The organism is Pseudomonas sp. WS 5010 (assembly GCF_012985565.1).
Lineage (GTDB): Bacteria > Pseudomonadota > Gammaproteobacteria > Pseudomonadales > Pseudomonadaceae > Aquipseudomonas.
In genome coordinates this window covers 314737-334623 of sequence record NZ_JAAQWQ010000003.1, presented here as the reverse complement: position 1 = coordinate 334623, position 19887 = coordinate 314737, and the positions used below count along the sequence as shown (strand labels likewise).

16 protein-coding genes are annotated in these 19887 nt (G+C 60.4%); 11 read left to right on the top strand and 5 right to left on the bottom strand.

Translation table 11 applies throughout. The features are described from left to right. Window positions 1–152: 152 nt before the first annotated feature. The 3 genes from zapE to HBO11_RS10415 form a co-directional block, all read right to left on the bottom strand. Window positions 153–1247: a cell division protein ZapE gene (gene zapE, locus HBO11_RS10425; protein ID WP_115129004.1), complete on the bottom strand. Its 1095-nt coding sequence runs from the start codon at window positions 1245–1247 to the stop codon at window positions 153–155. A 79-nt stretch (window positions 1248–1326) separates the two neighbouring features. Continuing rightward, window positions 1327–2682 carry a tryptophan--tRNA ligase gene (locus tag HBO11_RS10420; protein ID WP_169950950.1) on the bottom strand — a complete coding sequence of 452 codons (1356 nt, stop codon included), beginning with the start codon at window positions 2680–2682 and terminating at the stop codon, window positions 1327–1329. 24 nt (window positions 2683–2706) lie between these two features. Beyond that, window positions 2707–3336, bottom strand: coding sequence for an alpha/beta fold hydrolase (locus HBO11_RS10415; protein ID WP_169950952.1), 630 nt, complete (start codon window positions 3334–3336; stop codon window positions 2707–2709). Window positions 3337–3483: 147 nt separating this feature from the next. Between HBO11_RS10415 and HBO11_RS10410 the strand changes: the two genes are divergently transcribed. After that, window positions 3484–3921, top strand: coding sequence for a DUF1043 family protein (locus HBO11_RS10410; RefSeq protein ID WP_169950954.1), 438 nt, complete (start codon window positions 3484–3486; stop codon window positions 3919–3921). Between the two features lie 198 nt (window positions 3922–4119). On the opposite strand, the gene HBO11_RS10405 is transcribed toward HBO11_RS10410, so the two are convergent. Both HBO11_RS10405 and HBO11_RS10400 read right to left on the bottom strand, forming a co-directional pair. Further along, complete coding sequence (locus HBO11_RS10405) at window positions 4120–4680, bottom strand: response regulator transcription factor (RefSeq protein WP_029291924.1); 561 nt, start codon at window positions 4678–4680, stop codon at window positions 4120–4122. Next, window positions 4673–5935: an ATP-binding protein gene (locus tag HBO11_RS10400; RefSeq protein WP_169950955.1), complete on the bottom strand. Its 1263-nt coding sequence runs from the start codon at window positions 5933–5935 to the stop codon at window positions 4673–4675. Before HBO11_RS10400 ends, HBO11_RS10405 begins: the two co-directional genes overlap by 8 nt. Before the next feature lie 227 nt (window positions 5936–6162). Between HBO11_RS10400 and HBO11_RS10395 the strand changes: the two genes are divergently transcribed. From HBO11_RS10395 to HBO11_RS10350, 10 genes are all read left to right on the top strand, one after another. Then, window positions 6163–6879 carry an SIMPL domain-containing protein gene (locus tag HBO11_RS10395; RefSeq protein ID WP_099167563.1) on the top strand — a complete coding sequence of 239 codons (717 nt, stop codon included), beginning with the start codon at window positions 6163–6165 and terminating at the stop codon, window positions 6877–6879. 86 nt (window positions 6880–6965) lie between these two features. After that, window positions 6966–8567 (top strand): ABC transporter substrate-binding protein, encoded by a 1602-nt coding sequence (locus HBO11_RS10390; protein ID WP_169950956.1) that lies wholly within the window; start codon window positions 6966–6968, stop codon window positions 8565–8567. A gap of 258 nt (window positions 8568–8825) precedes the next feature. Further along, a complete protein-coding gene (locus HBO11_RS10385) occupies window positions 8826–10451 on the top strand; it encodes an ABC transporter substrate-binding protein (RefSeq protein ID WP_169950957.1) in 1626 nt (541 codons plus the stop codon). A gap of 306 nt (window positions 10452–10757) precedes the next feature. Beyond that, window positions 10758–12362, top strand: a complete 1605-nt coding sequence (locus tag HBO11_RS10380) for an ABC transporter substrate-binding protein (RefSeq protein WP_169950958.1) — start codon at window positions 10758–10760, stop codon at window positions 12360–12362. Window positions 12363–12532: 170 nt separating this feature from the next. After that, window positions 12533–13936 (top strand): OprD family outer membrane porin, encoded by a 1404-nt coding sequence (locus HBO11_RS10375; protein ID WP_169950959.1) that lies wholly within the window; start codon window positions 12533–12535, stop codon window positions 13934–13936. An 80-nt stretch (window positions 13937–14016) separates the two neighbouring features. Continuing rightward, entirely contained in the window at window positions 14017–15612 is a 1596-nt protein-coding gene (locus HBO11_RS10370; RefSeq protein ID WP_169950960.1) for an ABC transporter substrate-binding protein, read from the top strand. 73 nt (window positions 15613–15685) lie between these two features. Next, window positions 15686–16696 carry an ABC transporter permease subunit gene (locus tag HBO11_RS10365; RefSeq protein WP_032860135.1) on the top strand — a complete coding sequence of 337 codons (1011 nt, stop codon included), beginning with the start codon at window positions 15686–15688 and terminating at the stop codon, window positions 16694–16696. A gap of 10 nt (window positions 16697–16706) precedes the next feature. Further along, the gene (locus HBO11_RS10360; protein WP_169950961.1) at window positions 16707–17618 is read left to right on the top strand and encodes an ABC transporter permease subunit; all 912 of its coding nucleotides are present in this window, start codon (window positions 16707–16709) and stop codon (window positions 17616–17618) included. Window positions 17619–17628: 10 nt separating this feature from the next. Beyond that, window positions 17629–18597, top strand: coding sequence for an ABC transporter ATP-binding protein (locus tag HBO11_RS10355; protein ID WP_169950963.1), 969 nt, complete (start codon window positions 17629–17631; stop codon window positions 18595–18597). Further along, window positions 18597–19568 carry a peptide ABC transporter ATP-binding protein gene (locus tag HBO11_RS10350; RefSeq protein ID WP_057958423.1) on the top strand — a complete coding sequence of 324 codons (972 nt, stop codon included), beginning with the start codon at window positions 18597–18599 and terminating at the stop codon, window positions 19566–19568. Before HBO11_RS10355 ends, HBO11_RS10350 begins: the two co-directional genes overlap by 1 nt. Window positions 19569–19887: the final 319 nt, after the last annotated feature.

Sequence of the window (19887 nt, the reverse complement as noted above, 5' to 3'; positions counted from 1 at the left end):
CTGTGGGAGCTGGCTTGCCTGCGATGGCGGCAAGTCAGTCACTGATGAGCTGGCTGATACACCGCTATCGCAGGCAAGCCAGCTCCCACAATTGATCTTCATTGCTGCCCGCAGCGCATACAAAAAGGCCTGCATCGCTGCAGGCCTTTTTGTCAGGGCTTGTGCGCCCGCGCCAGGAATTCGTGGGACTGCATCTCCAGCAAGCGGCTCAAGGTCCGTTGGAACTCGAAGTTCAAGCGCCCACCGGTGTAGAGGTCCTTGAGTTCGACTTCAGCCGAGATGATCAGCTTGACGTTCCGGTCATAGAATTCATCGACCATGTTGATAAAGCGCCGGGCGATGTCGTCGGTGGTGACGCTCATTTGCTCGACGCCACTCAAGATCACGGCGTGAAAGATCTTGCCCAGTTCGATGTAGTCGTTCTGGCTGCGCGGGCCGTCGCACAGTTCGCGGAAGTCGAACCAGGCCACGTCATCGCAAGTACGCAGGGCAATGATCTGGCGATTTTCGATCATCAACTTATCGTTTTCCACCGCCTGGGTGCATTCCGGGGTCAGCGCGCGGAAGCTCTTGCGCAGGCTTTCGTGGGCCGCGTCGTCCAGGGGGAAGTGGAACAGCTCGGCTTGCTCAAGGTGACGCAGGCGGTAGTCGACGCCGCTGTCGACGTTGACGATATCGGTGTGCTGCTTGATCAGGGCGATGGCCGGCAGGAAGCGCGCGCGCTGCAGGCCGTCCTTGTACAGGCCGTCCGGCACGATGTTCGAGGTGGCGACCAGGGTCACGCCGTTCTTGAACAACTCCTCCATCAGGGTGCCGAGAATCATCGCGTCGGTGATATCGGACACGAAGAACTCATCGAAACAAATCACCCGCGCCTCTTGGGAAAAGCGCTTGGCGATGATAGTCAGCGGGTTCTTCTCGCCGTGCAGGGTCTTCATCTCTTCGTGCACGCGCTTCATGAAGCGGTGGAAGTGAGTGCGTGACTTTTCCTTGAACGGCAGCGCTTCGAAGAAGGTGTCGACCAGGTAAGTCTTGCCGCGACCCACGCCGCCCCAGAAGTACAAGCCCTTGACCGGCGTCTGGTCTTTCTTGCCAAACAGCTTGCTGAGCATCCCCGGCTTGCTCTGGGAAGAGGCGACCAGGTCTTCGTACAGGCGCTGCAAGTGGCGCACCGCCGTTTCCTGGGCAGCATCATGGAAGAAGTCGGGGCGCTTCAGATCAGCTTGATATCGTTCTAGGGGCGTCATAATTTCGTTAGCAAGGCAACAAAAACGGGCCGTCACTGTAACGACGGCCCCGGATAATGGCAATCAACCCTTGGTCGGGTCAGTCTTCGATTGGGGTCAACGCCACGCGCACAGCTTCGATGGCGGCATCCCGCGCAGCGCTATCGGCAAAGGCCGGGCTGTCGGCGATACACGCGCCGTCGAGCCACACCGTAAAACCAAGGGCCTCGCTGCGCACATCCAGCGCCTGGCCGGATTGCAACTGCTTGGTGACAGCGCCCGCCGCCTTGCCATCTGCGAAGTTGCGCGACAACAACAGTTGTTCGCCGTCGGCCGCCAGCAGGCGGAAACGGAAACTGCCGTCGTCTTCACGAAAGCTGACAAAACGCGCAGCCTTGACGGCCTTCTTCTTGGTGCTGGCAGCCTCGGGGGCCTGGTTGACGAACGAGCGCAGGCCTACCGCCTCACGCAGTTCTTGCAGGAATGGACCGGCAACGGCGCGGGCCTTCGTGGCGCCGATCAGCAGCAAGTCTTCCATGTCCGAAGGACGCGCCATCAATTGATGGTAACGCTCGCGGGCTTCGCCCAACTGGCCGTCCAGCAGTTGGAACAGGCGGCTCTTCGCCTCACCCCAACCCAGGCCATCGAGCAGTTCGCTGCGCAGTTGCTGCTCCTGTTCAGGCGTGGCGAACGCCTGGTACAGAGTGAACAGGTGCGAGTTGTCCGGATCCTTGGCTTCACCCGGCGCACGGGAGTCGGTGACGATCCGCGAGATCGCGTCCTTCATGTCCTTGGCGCTGGTGAACAACGGGATGGTGTTGTCATAGCTTTTCGACATCTTGCGCCCATCCAGGCCCGGCAAGGTGGCGACGCTTTCTTCGATCAACGCCTCGGGCATGGTGAAAAACTCCCTGCCCTTGCCAAACAGGTGGTTGAAACGCTGGCCGATATCACGGGCCATTTCCACGTGCTGGATCTGGTCGCGGCCGACCGGCACCTTGTGCGCGTTGAACATCAGGATGTCCGCCGCCATCAATACCGGATAGCTGTACAGGCCCATGCTGATCCCGGCATCCGGGTCTTCGCCGTTTTCCAGGTTCTTGTCCACCGAGGCCTTGTAGGCGTGGGCGCGGTTGAGCAGGCCCTTGGCCGCGACGCAGGTGAGCAGCCAGGTCAGCTCGGGAATTTCCGGGATGTCGGACTGGCGGTAGAACGTCACCCGGTTCACATCCAGGCCACCAGCCAGCCAGGTCGCGGCGATTTCCATGCGCGAGCGCTGGATGCGCTGCGGGTCATCACACTTGATCAGGGCATGGTAGTCGGCCAGGAAGTAGAACGAATCGGCATTGGCATCCTGGCTGGCGAGGATCGCCGGGCGGATGGCACCGGCGTAGTTGCCCAGGTGCGGGGTGCCGGTGGTGGTGATGCCGGTGAGGATACGGGTACGAGTCGTCATGGGTAATCGCTTATCAGACTGCTATCAATTCGAAAGGCGCGGCAGCACCAGATCCTTGAGATCGGTGAGCTTGCCATGAAAAAAGTGCCCGCATTCTGCCACTTTCAGCAGCTCATGGGGGCGTTTGAGGGCCGCGGACCAGTCGTAGACCAGTTGCGGGTCGACCACTTCGTCGGTTTGCGGCTGGATCACGGTCAGCGGGCAGCCCTGTGGAAGCTGGTCCTCATCACGCAAACGCATGACGGCCGGAGCGACCATGAACAGGTGCGCGAGTTTTTCGCCCTTGGCTTCCAGGCGCCCGCCCAGGCTTGCGGCCACAAATCCACCGAACGAGAAACCCAGCAAGGTGATGGGCAGGTCCGGGTGTTTTTCACGCAGCCAACTGACGGCAGCTTCGGCATCGTCCACTTCACCGGTGGCCATGTCATGGGTACCGGCACTGGCACCCACGCCACGGTAATTGAAACGCAAAGTAATCAAACCGGCGTCGCGGGCGGTGCGTTGCAGGGTCGATACGACTTTATTGAGCATGGTCCCACCCTGCACCGGGTTGGGGTGGCAGATCAGCGCCAGGCCACGCGGCTCGGGGTGATCCAGGTACAAGGCTTCCAATTGGCCTAGCGGGCCATCGATCAAAACGGGGGTTTCACGCATGAGCAAGGAATGAACTCCGTGACCTCTCAAGGGGTCGACTCGTCTAGCTAAAAGTCTGTGCATGGCATCATTGCGAGCTTAATCGCGGTATACAGCGCAGGTCCGAGCCGTTAACGTAAAGCAAAGCCGTTTATAGAGGAAGGACTCGTGGAACACTCGCTCTTAGTTTGGTTGTTGCCGACTCTTGCCCTGGTTGCCGGTGTCGCCATTGGATTCCTGGTTGCTCGCCTGCTGCCGAATGCCGCGCCTAACCGCACGCAGCGTCAGCTGGATGACATTCAGGAACGTTTTGACAGTTATCAGAACGAGGTTGTTACCCACTTCAACAGCACCGCGACCCTGGTCAAGAAGCTCACCCAAAGCTACCAGGAAGTACAGGATCACCTCGCCGATGGCGCCAACCGCCTGGCCCTGGACGACATCACCCGTCAGCGCCTGCTGGCCGCGCTGCATTCCGATGCCACGCAAACCCCACGGGAACGCCTGACCCCGCCGCGGGAAAACCAGGAACCGCCGCGGGACTACGCGCCAAAAACGCCGAACGCCCCCGGCATGCTGGATGAGCATTACGGCTTGAAAAAGTAAGGCGTTTTCAAACCATACAAAAAGCCCGGCTGATCGATGATCAGCCGGGCTTTTTGTTGGAACTGGATCGGCAGAACAATGGAGATCCCATGTGGGAGCGGGCTTGCTCGCGAAGGCGCAGTGTCAGTTATTAAAGACTTGACTGACATTCCGCCTTCGCGAGCAAGCCCGCTCCCACACAAGCCCACTCACCGTAGTTCAGCGCCGTACCGGACGCTTCTGCAACTTGCGCTGCAAGGTCCGGCGATGCATGCCCAGGGCGCGGGCAGTGGCCGAAATGTTGCCTTCATGCTCGGTCAGCACGCGCTGGATGTGCTCCCACTGCAGGCGGTCCACCGACATCGGGTTCTCCGGCACGAGGGTGTCGAGGTCGGCATGCTCGGAGAGCAAGGCGGCCAGCACATCATCGGCGTCCGCCGGCTTGCACAGGTAGTTGCAGGCGCCGCGCTTGATCGCCTCGACCGCAGTGGCAATGCTCGAGTACCCGGTGAGGATCAGCACGCGCATTTCCGGGTCCAGCTCCAGCAACTTGGGCAACAGCACCAGGCCCGAGTCCCCGTCCATTTTCAGGTCCAGTGCCGCGTAGTCCGGCAGGTCGGCCTGGGCGATGGTCAGGCCTTCTTCGGCGGAACCTGCGGTGCTGACGCGAAACCCGCGACGGCTCATGGCTCGCGCCATCACGCGGGTAAAGGTGGCATCGTCATCTACCAGCAACAGGTGCGGCAGTTCTTCGCCTTCGACTTGGATCTCGTCACTCATCGATGTCTCCTCGTGCAGCACGGGGCAGGCGCAGCTCGGTGAGCGTGCCGCCTTCCTCATGGGGGTAAAGTTTCACCGAGCCGCCAGCACGGGTCACGCTGGCCTTGCTCAAGAACAGGCCCAGGCCGAAGCCTTTGCCCTTGGTGGTAAAGAATGGCTTGCCGATCTGCTCGGCAATGGCCAACGGCACACCGGCACCGTGGTCGCGAATGCTGATGGTGAGGTTTTCCCAATCCCAGTCCAGCTGCACTTCCAGCCCTTCCGGGCAGGCGTCGGCTGCATTGTTCAACAGGTTCAACAACGCCTGGGTCAAATCCGGTGGTGGCGCCATGCGCGGCACTGCGCCCTGCCCCAGCAGGTGGAAACGGTAACTGGCTTCGGGCCGCATCAAGTGCCAGCGGTTCAGGGCTTCGTCCAGCCACTGGGTGACGTCTTGCATATCCACCGCCAGGCGCCGGTTGGCTTCAGCGGCGCGCACCAGTTGCTGCAGGGTTTGCTTGCACTGCTTGACCTGTTCCTGCAGCACGCTGAGGTCGTCCTGCAAGGCCGGGTCGTGATGGTCCTGGCGCATTTCCTTGATCAGCACGCTCATGGTTGCCAGCGGCGTGCCCAGTTCATGGGCCGCGCCTGCGGCCTGGGTCGCCACTGCCAGCAGTTGCTGGTCGCGCAGGCCTTCTTCACGGCGGATAGCGCGCAGTTCTTCCTGGCGCCGCAGTTCTTCGGCCATGCGCGCGGCAAAAAACGTGATCACCGCCGCCGACAGCGCGAAGCTCAGCCACATGCCGTAGATCTGCAGGTTTTCCCGGGCGATCGGGAAGGTTTCCAGGGGATAGAACTGCGCCAGCAACAAGGTGTACAGCGCCAGGGCAATCCCCGACAGGATCACCGAATAGCGCCACGGCAAGGTCACGGCGGCGATGGTCAGCGGTACCAGGTAATAGGAAACGAAGGGGTTGGTGGAACCACCGGAGAAATACAGCAACACACTGTGGATAAACAGGTCGCAGGCCAGTTGCAGGGCGTACTCAAGCTCGGTCACTGGCCAGGTGGTGCGCAGCCGGATGGCGGTGAACACACACAGCACCGTGGAAAAGGCCAGGGTCACCCACAGTTGCAGCCAAGGCAGCGGCAGCAGTTCAAACCAATAGGCGAGCCCGACGGAACCGGCCTGTGCGGCCAGCACCAGGGTGCGGATAAACGTCAGGCGCCAGAGGTTCTGGCGAGTGGCGGAAGTCAGTTTTACGGGGGCGAGCATGAGCTCTCCTGATGAGCGCTCCAGGCGGATCGCAGCAAGTATAAACGAAGCGACAGTACAGGCAGCGCGTGTGTGGCCCTTTGACGCAGGTCATGGCTTATATGAAGGGTCAAGGCGGATTTTACCGTTCGTCGGCATCGTACCCAGATGTAGAGAATTTGTAACCCGCCGAACCCCAATCGCCCGTCTACAGTCTTACCGAACACGATCACCCTCAAGGAGCTTCCATGTCACGTTTCACTCGCAGTGCCGCCCTTATTGCCCTCAGCGTTGGCAGCGTAGCCAGCCTGCCTGCGCTGGCCGCCGATCAACTGCACTACAACCAGATTTCCCTGCGGGCCGAAGTCAGCCAGGAAGTGGCCCGTGACAAGATGATCGTCACTCTCTACACCGAGTCGCAAAACACCGACCCGGCCAAGCTCGCCGCCGAAGTCACGACCATCATGAACAAGGCGTTGGGCGAGGCTCGCGAAGTAAAAGGCGTGACCCTGCGCCAGGGCAGCCGCAACAGCTATCCGATCTACGACAACAAGAACCAGAAGATCACCGGCTGGCGCGAGCGCGCCGAACTGCGCCTGGAAAGCGCGGACTTCCCGGCGCTGTCCAAGCTCACCGGCGAGCTGCTCAACACCCTGAAAATGGACAATATGGACTTCGCCATTGCCGACCCAACCCGCAAGGCCAGCGAAGATGCCCTGCTCAAGGATGCGGTCGCCGCGTTCAAGGCCCGCGCCCAACTGGCCACCGATGCACTCGGCGGCAAGGGCTACAAGATCGTTAACCTGAACTTCAACACCAACGGCTACCCAATGCCGTACGCGCGAAATGGCGGCATGATGATGAAGGCGGCGGCAATGGATTCGGCGCCGACACCTGAAGTCGAAGCCGGCACCAGCCAGGTCAGCATGAGCGCCGATGGCGTGATTGAAGTACAGATGCCATAAGCCTTACCTGATGACCCACAACGGCGGTAACCTCGGTGACCGCCGTTTTTTTTGGCCGTTGTTTACCTGCCATCTCAGGGGTCACCATGGATAGAACTGTCTTCAAGCCGCTCCTTCTCGCTGCCAGCCTGCTGGCGTGCATGCCCACGGCCCAGGCGGCAAGCACCCTGGTCTACTGCTCCGAAGCCAGCCCCGCCGGGTTCGATCCAAGCCAGTACACCAGCGGCACCGATTTTGATGCCTCGGCCGAAACCGTGTTCAACCGCCTGACCCAGTTCAAGCGCGGCGGGACCGAAGTCGAGCCGGGCCTGGCGACCCGTTGGGAGGTGTCCAAGGACGGCCTGGCCTACACCTTTCACCTGCGCGACGGGGTCAAGTTCCACAGCACCGAGTACTTCACCCCGACCCGCGACTTCAATGCCGACGATGTGCTGTTCACTTTCCAGCGCCTGCTGGACGCCAACCATCCATTCCGCCAGGCCTACCCGTCCGAGTCGCCGTACTTCACCGATATGGGCCTGAACACCACGATCAAAAGTGTGGAAAAGCTCGACGAGCAAAGCGTGCGCTTCAACCTCAATAACGTCGATGCCGCTTTCGTACAGAACCTGGCCATGAGCTTTGCATCCGTGCAATCGGCCGAGTACGCGGCGCAGTTGCTTAAAGACGGCAAGGCCGCCGATATCAACCAGAAACCGATCGGCACCGGGCCGTTTGTGTTCAAGCGCTACCAGAAGGACTCGCAGATTCGCTACGTCGCCAATAAAGACTATTGGAAGCCTGAGGATGTGAAACTCGACAGCCTGGTATTTGCGATCACCCCGGACGCCGCGTCGCGCCTGCAAAAGCTCAAGGCCGGCGAATGCCAGGTCAGCGGCTATCCGCGCCCCTCGGATATCGAGGTGATGAAGCAGGATCCAAACCTGCGTGTGCTGCAGCAGGCGGGCTTCAACCTGGGCTTCCTGGCCTACAACGTGACCCATCCGCCGCTGGACCAGCTCAAGGTGCGCCAGGCCCTGGACATGGCCATCGATAAGCCGGCGATTATCCAGGCGGTGTACCAAAGTGCCGGGCAATTGGCGCAGAACGCACTGCCGCCGGCCCAGTGGTCTTATGACCCCAGCATCAAGGACGCACCGCACGACCCTGCCAAGGCCCGGGCGCTACTAAAAGAAGCAGGGGTTGCACCAGGTACCACCATCAATCTGTGGGCGATGACTGTGCAGCGCGCCTCCAATCCCAACGCGCGAATGTCGGCGCAGATGATCCAGCAGGATTGGGCCAAAGTCGGGATCACTGCCAATATCGTCAGCTATGAGTGGGGCGAGTACATCAAGCGCGCAAAAAACGGCGAGCACGATGTGATGATCTACGGCTGGACCGGCGACAACGGCGACCCGGATAACTGGCTGGGCGTGCTCTACAGTTGTGCCGCGGTCAAGGGCAGCAACTATGCAAAATGGTGTAACCCGCAGTACGACCAACTGGTGCAGAAGGCCAAGCTCAGCAGTGACCGTGACCAACGCATCAAGTGGTATCAGCAGGCGCAAAAAATACTTAAGGATCAAGTACCTATAACGCCTATTGCGAACTCGACGGTTTTCCAGCCGCTGCGCAAGGAAGTCCATGACTTCAAGATCAGCCCGTTTGGCCTGACACCGTTCTACGGCGTAAGTCTGAATAAGTAACAACCATGCCCCAACCGGGTGCGCCAGACACCTCGGTTGGGCTTATTCGGTGCACTCCACGCACCGAAAAAAGCCCTCGAAAATACAGTTTCGTGTCGAAAATTACATGAATGCGACATTCCTGTACGTTCGTACCACTCTTTGGCAGTTGTAGCCTCTCAACGTCTTGCAATGGGTATGGGGCCTGCATAAGTATCCGCAGGCCGACTCACGAGGTCGCCCTCAATTCCAAAAATGACAACAAATCATGAGGCCAACATGCTTAAACACGCAGTCATTCCGTTTTTAGTCAGCGCCGGTTTAATGGCCGCTGCACCTTTCGCCCAGGCGGCGACTAATCTGGTGTTCTGCTCCGAAGGGAGCCCGGCGGGTTTCGACCCAGGCCAGTACACCACCGGAACAGACTTCGATGCTTCGGCCGAAACCATGTTCAACCGGCTCAGCCAGTTCGAACGCGGCGGCACCGCCGTGATTCCTGGCCTGGCCACCAGTTGGGACGTTTCCGAAGACGGCCTGACCTACACCTTCCACCTGCGCGAAGGGGTCAAGTTCCACACCACGCCGTACTTCAAGCCAACTCGTGAATTCAACGCCGACGACGTCCTCTTCACCTTCAACCGGATGATCAATAAAGACGATCCATTCCGTAAGGCCTACCCCACCGAGTTCCCGTACTTCACGGACATGGGGATGGACACCAACATCAAGAACATCGAGAAAATCGACGACCACACCGTCAAGTTCACCCTTGGCACCGTGGACGCCGCGTTTATCCAAAACCTGGCCATGAGCTTCGCCTCGCTACAGTCGGCTGAGTACGCCGCCCAACTGTTGAAGGAAGGCAAGCCCCAGGACATCAACCAGAAGCCGGTCGGCACTGGTCCGTTCGTGTTCAAGAGCTACCAGAAAGACTCCAACATCCGCTACACCGGCAACAAGGACTACTGGAAGCCTGAAGACGTGAAGATCGATAACCTGATCTTCGCCATCACCACCGACCCATCGGTGCGTATCCAGAAGCTCAAGAAGAACGAATGCCAGGTGACCTTGTTCCCACGTCCGGCCGACCTCAAGGCACTGGGCGAGGACAAGACTTTGAAACTGCCGCACCAGGCCGGTTTCAACCTGGGCTATATCGCCTACAACGTCATGCCTGTGCTCAAGGGCCAGACTGCTGCCAACCCATTGGCCGACCTGCGCGTGCGCCAAGCCCTGGACATGTCGGTCAACAAGCAGCAGATCATCGACTCGGTATACCAGGGCGCAGGCCAACTGGCGGTCAACGCCATGCCGCCGACCCAGTGGTCCTATGACGAGACCATCAAGGACGTCCCGCACGACGTGGCCAAGGCCAAGGAACTGCTCAAGCAAGCCGGCGTCAAGGAAGGCACCGAGATCACCTTGTGGGCCATGCCCGTCCAGCGTCCGTACAACCCCAACGCCAAGCTGATGGCCGAGATGCTGCAAAACGACTGGAAGCAGATCGGCTTGAAGGTCAACATCGTCAGCTACGAGTGGGGTGAGTACATCAAGCGCTCCAAGGGCGGCGAGAACCAGGCCATGATCATCGGCTGGAGCGGTGATAACGGTGACCCGGACAACTGGCTGAACGTGCTGTTCGGCTGCGACTCCCTGTCCGGCAACAACTTCTCCAAATGGTGTGACAAGAAATTCGACGGCATCGTAAAAGAAGCCAAGGCCACCTCGGACGTCGCCAAGCGCACCGAACTGTATAAACAGGCGCAACACGTCCTCAAAGATGCAGTCCCCATGACACCTATCGCGCACTCGACGGTGTATCAACCCATGCGTTCCAACGTGCAGGACTTCAAGATCAGCCCATTTGGCTTGAATTCCTTCTACGGGGTGAGCGTCAGCAAGTAGTGATCTTTGACGGCGACGTTTCATAACGTCGCCGTTATTGCATCCGCCAAGATCCTAGGAATCGAACTACTTTCGCAGAGGCTGCCGTCCTACAGCAGCTAACTGCGCAGGTTCCGTCCGATACCTACACGGTCTGTCCGGTTCTGCGCATTTACTGCCCTGCCCTCGTTCCCTAACGTCGAGGTAGGCAAACGCGTAGTTCCGATACGGCATTTGCTGTGGATGGGAGCAGTGCTTTCGCCAAGCCAGGTAAGGCGTGGCGACTGTTCACTGACGAAAACGATAAACATGGATTGGGGGACAGTCATGCGCCATACCACCGTTCTATCCGCGATATTTGGCACCGGCCTGTTGGCCGTCGCCTCGATAGGCCAGGCTGCCGAGAAGAAAAGCCTGGTGTTCTGCTCCGAAGGCAGCCCGGCCGGGTTCGACACCGCGCAATACACCACCGCCACCGACAACGATGCGGCCGAACCGATCTACAACCGCCTGGTTGAGTTCGAAAAGGGTGAAACCGGCGTCGTACCAGGGCTGGCTACTAAGTGGGATATTTCGCCAGACGGCCTGACCTACACCTTCCACTTGCGCGAAGGGGTGAAGTTCCACAGCAACAAGGAATTCAAGCCAACACGGGATTTCAACGCCGATGACGTGCTATTCACCTTCAATCGCATGCTTGACCCCGACCACCCGTTTCGCAAGGCCTACCCCACCGAGTTCCCGTACTTCAACGGGATGAGCCTGAACAAGAACATCGCCAAGGTCGAGAAAACCGACCCGCACACCGTGGTGATGACCCTGAACACGGTCGACGCCGCGTTTATCCAGAACATCGCCATGAGCTTCGCCGCGATCCTCTCGGCCGAATATGCCGAGCAACTGCTCAAGGCCGGCAAACCCAGCGATATCAACCAGAAGCCGATCGGCACCGGGCCGTTCGTGTTCCAGCGTTACCAGAAGGATTCGCAGATCCGTTTCGCCGGCAACAAACACTACTGGGACCCGAGCAAGGTCAAGCTCGACCAGCTGATTTTCGCCATCAACACCGACGCCTCGGTGCGCGTGCAGAAGCTCAAGGCCAACGAATGCCAGGTCACCCTGCATCCACGCCCCGCCGACGTCGACGCCCTCAAGGCCGACCCGAACCTGCAACTGCTGACCAAGCCCGGCTTCAACCTCGGCTACATCGCCTACAACGTGCGACACAAGCCCTTCGACCAGCTCGAAGTGCGCCAGGCCCTGGACATGGCGGTGAACAAGCAGAGCATTCTCAATGCCGTATACCAGGGCGCGGGGCAACTGGCGGTCAACGGTATGCCGCCAACCCAGTGGTCCTATGACGACACCATCAAGGACAGCGCCTACAACCCGGAAAAAGCCAAGGAATTGCTCAAGGCTGCCGGCGTCAAGGAAGGCACCGAGATCACCCTGTGGGCCATGCCCGTCCAGCGCCCGTACAACCCCAACGCCAAGCTGATGGCCGAGATGCTGCAAAGCGACTGGGCCAAGATCGGCCTCAAGGTCAAGATCGTCAGCTATGAGTGGGGCGAGTACATCAAGCGCATCAAGAACGGCGAGCACGATATCAGCCTGATCGGCTGGACCGGCGACAACGGCGACCCGGACAACTGGCTGGGCACCCTCTACAGCTGCGACGCCATCGGCGGGAACAACTACTCGATGTGGTGTGACCCGGCGTACGACAAGCTGATCAAGCAAGCCAAGGTCGTCACCGACCGTGAACAAAGGACTGTTCTGTACAAACAGGCGCAGCAACTGCTCAAACAGCAGGTGCCGATCACGCCTGTCGCCCACTCGACGGTCAACCAGCCGTTAAGCACCAAGGTCGAAGGTTTCAAAGTGAGCCCCTTCGGCCGCAACGTGTTCTCGGGCGTCAGTATCACCCCATAAAAAAATAACCGGATGCGCAGGGCCACGTTGGCCCTGTCGCAAACGTGTAGCTGTAATTCGCGAAATCTCCTACAGCAAACGTTTGCAAATGCTTGAAGAGTTACACACCCAATAGCCGGTTCACCCAATAAGGCCGGCATAAAAAAAAGAGAACCAAAGGAGCTCCACCCATGAAATTGAGCAGCAAAGTGCTACTGGCCATGGCCATCAGCAGCATCACCGCCACCGCTTACGCCGAACCTGCAAGCCAGCAATTCGTGCCGACCACGCTGGCCAGTGCCAGCGCCCAAAGCGAGGCCAAGGGCTTTATCGAAGATTTCAGCCTGGGCGGCACCACGCGTAACTGGTACTCCCACGAGAGCCTGTACCGTGGTGGCAAGTTCAAATACAAAGAGCACGGTGTGGCGAAGACCGACCGCAACCGTACCAACTGGATCCAGGGCACCATCCTCAACGCCAGCTCGGGGTTCACCCAGGGCACTGTTGGCGTCAAGACCGAAGTAGCGGTGTACAACGCTCTGGTTCTGGACCGCAGCAAACGCGATATCAAGGGCGGCTCTAACCGTACCTTGGCTGACTCTGACGGTAATGCCGTAGACCAGTGGAGCAAACTGGGCCTGGCCAACGTGCAGTTCCGTGTCTCCAACACCACCTTGACGGCCGGTCGCCAGAACTTCAGCAGCGGCATCGTCGATACCATCGGCAACCGTCCCCTGCCATCGAGCTTCCAGGGTGTGAGCTTCAACAGCGAAGAGTTCAGCAACCTGTCGTTCCAGGGCGGCGTGTTTGACCGCGTCTCCCCACGTTCCGAACAGAGCCTGTCGAAGTTCCGCAGCGAGTACAGCCAACAAGGCGCCAACAGTGCGACAACCGACAAGGTCTACACCCTGGGCGCCAACTACCAGCCGTTCGAGAGCCTGAAAACCAGCTTCTTCGGCGCCAACGTCAAGGACTTCTGGAACCAGTACTACTTCGGTGCAACCCACCAGCTGGGTGACAGCCAAGTCCTGGCCTTGACCACCGGCCTGAACTATTACAAGACCGTCGATGAAGGCAAAAAACTGATGGGGGAGATCGACAACGATACCTACTCCCTGTCCCTTGGATTGGCTCACCAGGCTCACAGCCTGACCTTCTCCTACCAGCAAGTGAACGGTAACGAGTACTTCGACTACCTGCACGAAACCAACGGCATCTACCTGGCCAACTCCCTGACGTCGGACTTCAACGGCCCGAACGAGAAATCCTTCCAGGTCGCCTACGCCATCAACATGGCCGAATACGGCGTGCCGGGCCTGAAGTTCAACATCTACTCCGCACGCGGCTGGGGCATCGACGGTACCCACTACACGGGGAACAGCAACGGCGCCTACGCCTACACCGGCATCGAGACCCAGGACGGCGAAAAACACCAGGAATACGGCGTGGGCGCGGCATACGCGGTCCAGAGCGGCCCGCTCAAGGCCACCGCGATTCGTGCCACCTACGTCGAACACCGTGGCAGCGCCAACCAGTTTGACGGCAGCGTCAAAGAATTCCGTCTGGTTACCACCGTCCCGTTCAACATTCTTTAAATCGCACCAGGTAGACGGCGGGCTCAGGACGAGCCCGCCGTCTACGCTTGCCTGGTCCCATCGATTGCAGAGGGCTCTGAATGAAAATGCTCCCGCTACAAGCTGCCGTTGCCGCTGCGCTATTAAGCGTCGCTATCGGCGTATCGGCCAAACCCCTGGTGGTCTGCACCGAAGCCAGTCCGGAAGGCTTCGACCCGGTCCTGTACACCACGGCCGTCACCGCCGATGCCGCCGCCGAAACCATGTTCAACCGCCTGGTGGACTTCAAGCCCGGCACCACTGAAATCCAACCCGCACTCGCCAAATCGTGGGACATCAGCGAGGACGGCCTGACCTATACCTTCCACCTGCGAGATGACGTCAAGTTCCACACCACCGACTACTTCAAGCCCACGCGCAACCTGAATGCCGACGACGTGCTCTGGAGCTTCCAGCGCCAACTGGACCCCAAACACCCGTGGCACAACAAGTCCACCACCGGCTTCCCCTATTTCGAAAGCATGGGTTTCAAGGAACTGCTCAAAAGCGTCGAGAAGACCGATGACCACACCGTGGTCTTCACCCTGACCCGCCCTGAAGCTCCGTTCCTGGCCGATGTCGCGATGCCCTTCACCGCCATCCACTCTGCCGAGTACGCCGACAAGCTGCTGGCCGCCAACAAGACCGGCGAGCTCAACAGCAAGCCGATCGGCACCGGCCCGTTCATCTTTACCCGCTACCAGAAGGACGCCCAGGTGCGCTTCAAGGCCAACCCGGAATACTTCCGTGGCAAGCCGCCCGCCGACCCGCTGATCCTCGCCATCGCGGTGGATAACAACGTGCGCCTGCAAAAGCTCAAGGCCAATGAGTGCCAGATCGCCCTGTATCCCAAGCCTGACGACCTGCCCAGCATCAAGGCCGATCCAAACCTGAAGGTCGCGGAACTGGCGGCGATGACCACCGCCTACACCGCCATGAACACCACCCACAAGTACATGAGCGACGCGCGGGTACGCCACGCAATCAACATCGCGTTCGACAAACATGGCTATAACGAATCCCTGTACGGCAAAGGCAATGCCATCGACGCCACCGGCCCGTACCCGCCGACCCTGCTAGGCTTCAACGACAAGCTGAAAAACCCGGCCCGCGACCTGGACAAGGCCCGTGCCCTGCTCAAGGAAGCCGGCGTGCCGGAAGGCACCGAGTTCAGCCTGTTCACCCGCAACGGCGGCGGCCCGACCAACCCCAACCCGATGCTCGGCGCCCAGCGCATGCAGGCGGATCTGGCGCAGATTGGCCTCAAGGTCAATATCAAGGTCATGGAGTGGGGCGAGATGCTCAAGCGCGCCAAAGCCGGCGAGCACGACATGGTTTCCGCCGGCTGGGCCGGGGACAACGGCGACCCAGACAACTTCCTCACGCCGAACCTGAGTTGCGATGCAGCGAAAAACGGCGAAAACTACGCCCGCTGGTGTAACGAAGAGTTTCAGGGCCTGATCGACAAGGCCCGCGCCGTGGCTGAACCCGCCGCGCGCGCCACACTCTATGAACAAGCGCTGGACGTTTTCGACAAGGACCAACCGTGGATCCCCATGGCTTACCCGAAAATGTTCACTGCCATGCGCAAGAACGTCGAGGGTTATACCCAAAGCCCCCTGACCAACAATAACTTCGCCACCACCCAGGTGAAGTAATAAGAGACGCCCGGCCCCGTCGACGTTGACGGGGCCGGACCTGCCTAACCGGCTGATTGAGGTACACAACACGATGTTTAGTTTTATTGCCCGCCGATTGGGGTTATTGATCCCCACATTCTTCGGCATCACGCTGCTGACCTTTGCGTTGATTCGCATGATCCCTGGCGACCCCGTAGAAGTCATGATGGGCGAAAGGCGGGTTGACCCCGAGATGCACGCCCAGGCAATGGAACGCCTTGGCTTGAACAAACCCTTGTATGCGCAATACCTGGACTACGTCGGCAAGCTCGCCCAAGGCGACCTCGGCGAATCCCTGCGTACCCGCACCAGCGTGTGGACCGAGTTCAGCGCCCTGTTCCCCGCGACCCTGGAACTGTCCATGGCCGCCCTGTTGTTCGCCGGCATCCTCGGGCTATTGGCCGGGGTGATCGCGGCACTCAAGCGAGGATCCCTGTTCGACCATGGGGTGATGGGCATCTCCCTGGCGGGATATTCGATGCCGATCTTCTGGTGGGGCCTGATCCTGATCATGTTCTTCTCGGTAAGCCTGGGCTGGACCCCGGTTTCCGGGCGTATCGACCTGCTCTACGACATCGAGCCACGCACCGGCTTCATGCTGATCGACACCCTGCTGGCCGACGAACCGGACGCGTTCTGGGATGCACTGCATCACCTGATCCTGCCGGCCATCGTGCTCGGCACCATCCCGCTGGCAGTGATTGCGCGGATGACCCGCTCCTCGATGCTTGAAGTCCTGCGCGAAGACTACATCCGCACCGCCAAGGCCAAGGGCCTGTCGCCGGCGCGCGTGGTGTTCGTGCACGGCCTGCGTAACGCGCTGATCCCGGTGCTGACCGTGGTCGGCCTGCAAGTCGGCACGCTGCTGGCCGGTGCGGTCTTGACCGAGACCATCTTCTCCTGGCCCGGCATCGGCAAATGGCTGATCGAAGCCATTGGCGCGCGGGACTACCCGGTGGTGCAAAACGGCATCCTGCTGATCGCCTGCCTGGTGATCCTGGTGAATTTCGTGGTGGATATCCTCTACGGCTTCGCCAACCCACGCATCCGTCACCAGCGCTGAGACCATGACCATGACCACACCAACTCAAGTGTCAGCAGTCGATCAGAGCCTGCTGTACCCGTCGCCGTACAAAGAATTCTGGCAAGCCTTCTCCAAGAACAAGGGCGCGGTTGCCGGCCTGCTGTTTATGTTGCTGATCGTGTTCTGCGCGATTTTCGCCCCCTGGGTCGCGCCCCATAACCCCAGCGAGCAATACCGCGACTTCCTGCTGACCCCGCCGTCGTGGCTGGAGGGCGGGCAGATGCAGTTTTTGCTGGGCACCGACGAACTGGGCCGTGACTTGCTGTCGCGCCTGATCCAGGGCTCGCGCCTGTCATTGCTGATCGGTTTGTCGTCGGTGGTGATGTCGCTGATCCCGGGGATCCTGCTGGGCCTGTTCGCCGGGTTCTTCCCGCGCTTACTCGGCCCGACCATCATGCGTCTGATGGACATCATGCTGGCCCTGCCCTCGCTGCTGCTGGCCGTGGCGATTGTCGCCATCCTCGGCCCTGGCCTGATCAACACCGTGATCGCGATTGCCATTGTGTCGCTGCCGTCCTACGTGCGCCTGACCCGCGCGGCGGTGATGGGCGAGCTCAACCGTGACTACGTGACCGCCGCGCGCCTGGCCGGTGCCGGCCTGCCGCGCCTGATGTTCGTCACCGTGCTGCCCAACTGCATGGCGCCATTGATCGTGCAGGCCACCTTGAGCTTCTCCTCGGCGATTCTCGATGCCGCCGCCCTGGGCTTCCTCGGCCTTGGCGTGCAACCGCCGACGCCTGAGTGGGGCACCATGCTGGCTTCGGCCCGTGACTACATCGAACGCGCCTGGTGGGTTGTAAGCCTGCCTGGCTTGACCATTTTGCTCAGCGTGCTGGCAATCAACCTGATGGGCGACGGACTGCGCGATGCGCTGGACCCGAAACTCAAGAATGCCGCGTGAGGAGATTCCCATGTCACTGCTAGAAATCAAGAATCTCAATGTGCGCTTCGGCGACAAAACCGCTGTGCCGGTGGTCGATGGCCTCGATCTGGCCGTGGACAAAGGCGAAGTACTGGCCATCGTTGGCGAGTCGGGTTCGGGTAAATCCGTGACCATGATGGCGCTGATGGGCCTGATCGAGCATCCCGGCATCGTCACCGCCGACTCCCTGACTTTCGACGGCAAGGACATGCTCAAGCTGAGCAACCGCCAGCGCCGGCAGATCGTCGGCAAAGACCTGGCGATGGTGTTCCAGGACCCGATGACCGCGCTGAACCCCAGCTACACCGTGGGTTTCCAGATTGAAGAAGTACTGCGCCTGCACCTGAAGATGTCCGGCAAGCAAGCACGCAAACGTGCCATCGAACTGCTGGAAAAGGTCGAGATCCCAGGCGCTTCCAGCCGCATGGATGCCTACCCGCACCAGCTGTCCGGCGGCATGAGCCAGCGTGTGGCAATTGCCATGGCGATTGCCGGCGAGCCAAAACTGCTGATCGCCGACGAGCCGACCACGGCCCTGGACGTGACCATCCAGGCGCAGATCATGGAGCTGCTGCTGGCCCTGCAAAAAGAGCAGAACATGGGCCTGGTGCTGATCACCCACGACCTCGCGGTAGTGGCCGAAACCGCCCAGCGCGTGTGCGTGATGTACGCCGGCCAAGCGGTGGAAGTCGGCCAGGTGCCCGGCCTGTTCGACGTACCGGCGCACCCGTACAGCGAGGCATTGCTGGCCGCGATCCCGGAACACAGCATGGGCGCTGCGCGTCTGTCGACGCTGCCGGGCATCGTCCCCGGCCGTTATGACCGCCCGCAAGGCTGCCTGCTGTCGCCACGCTGCCCGTATGTGCAAGACAGCTGCCGCCAGACCCGTCCGACCCTGGACCCGCAAGCCCACAGCCTTGTGCGCTGCTTCTACCCCTTGAACCAGGAGGTGGCGTAATGGCCGTCGTTCTTACCGCCCGCGACCTGACCCGTCACTACGAAGTGTCCCGTGGCCTGTTCAAGGGCCACGCCACCGTGCGCGCCCTCAATGGCGTGTCGTTCGAACTGGAAGCCGGCAAGACCCTCGCCGTGGTGGGTGAGTCCGGGTGCGGCAAATCCACCCTGGCCCGCGCGCTGACGCTGATTGAAGAGCCGTCGTCCGGCTCCTTGAAAATCGCCGGCCAGGAAGTCGCCGGCGCCGACAAGGCCCAGCGCAAGCAACTGCGCAAAGACGTGCAGATGGTGTTCCAGAGCCCCTACGCCTCGTTGAACCCACGGCAGAAAGTCGGCGATCAACTGGGCGAGCCGCTGCTGATCAACACCAATCTGTCCGCCGCCGAGCGCCGTGAAAAGGTCCAGGCGATGATGAAGCAGGTGGGCCTGCGCCCTGAGCATTATCAGCGCTACCCGCACATGTTCTCCGGGGGCCAGCGCCAGCGGATCGCCCTGGCCCGCGCGATGATGCTGCAACCCAAGGTGCTGGTGGCGGATGAACCGACCTCGGCGCTGGACGTGTCGATCCAGGCCCAGGTGCTCAACCTGTTCATGGACCTGCAGCAGCAGTACAACACCGCGTATGTGTTCATCTCCCACAACCTGGCGGTGGTGCAACACGTTGCCGACCACGTGATGGTGATGTACCTCGGCCGCCCGGTGGAAATGGGCGCGAAGAACGACATCTACGAGCGCCCGCTGCACCCTTATACCCAGGCGTTGCTGTCGGCCACCCCGACCATTCACCCGGACCCGAACAAGCCGAAGATCAAGATCGTCGGTGAGTTACCCAACCCGCTGAACCCGCCGTCCGGCTGCGCCTTCCACAAGCGCTGCCCGTACGCGACCGAGCGCTGCAGCAGTGAAGAACCGCTGCTGCGCGAACTGGACAACCGCCAGGTGGCTTGCCATCACGCGGAGCAGTTCGTCGCCTAACCCCCTGGAGGGGTGGGCTTGTGTGGGAGCGGGCTTGCCCGCGATAGCATCAGCGCGGTTTAACTGACAGTGCAAGGTGCCTGCATCGCGGGCAAGCCCGCTCCCACACAAGCCCGCTGCCACAGGGCAATACAGCGTTGTACAGCCTCTCCCGCCAGATTGCGCATCAGTCTGGCGGGAGGGGCTTTTTTGTTTTTAGCTAAGTGTAAAAATTGTAAATGATATTTACTTGTATTTGATAATGACTAGCATTCCGGCGCGTAGAGCGCGCCGAATCCTGCTGGAAGGCAATTCTGGTGCATCTCGCTCAGTTGCCACC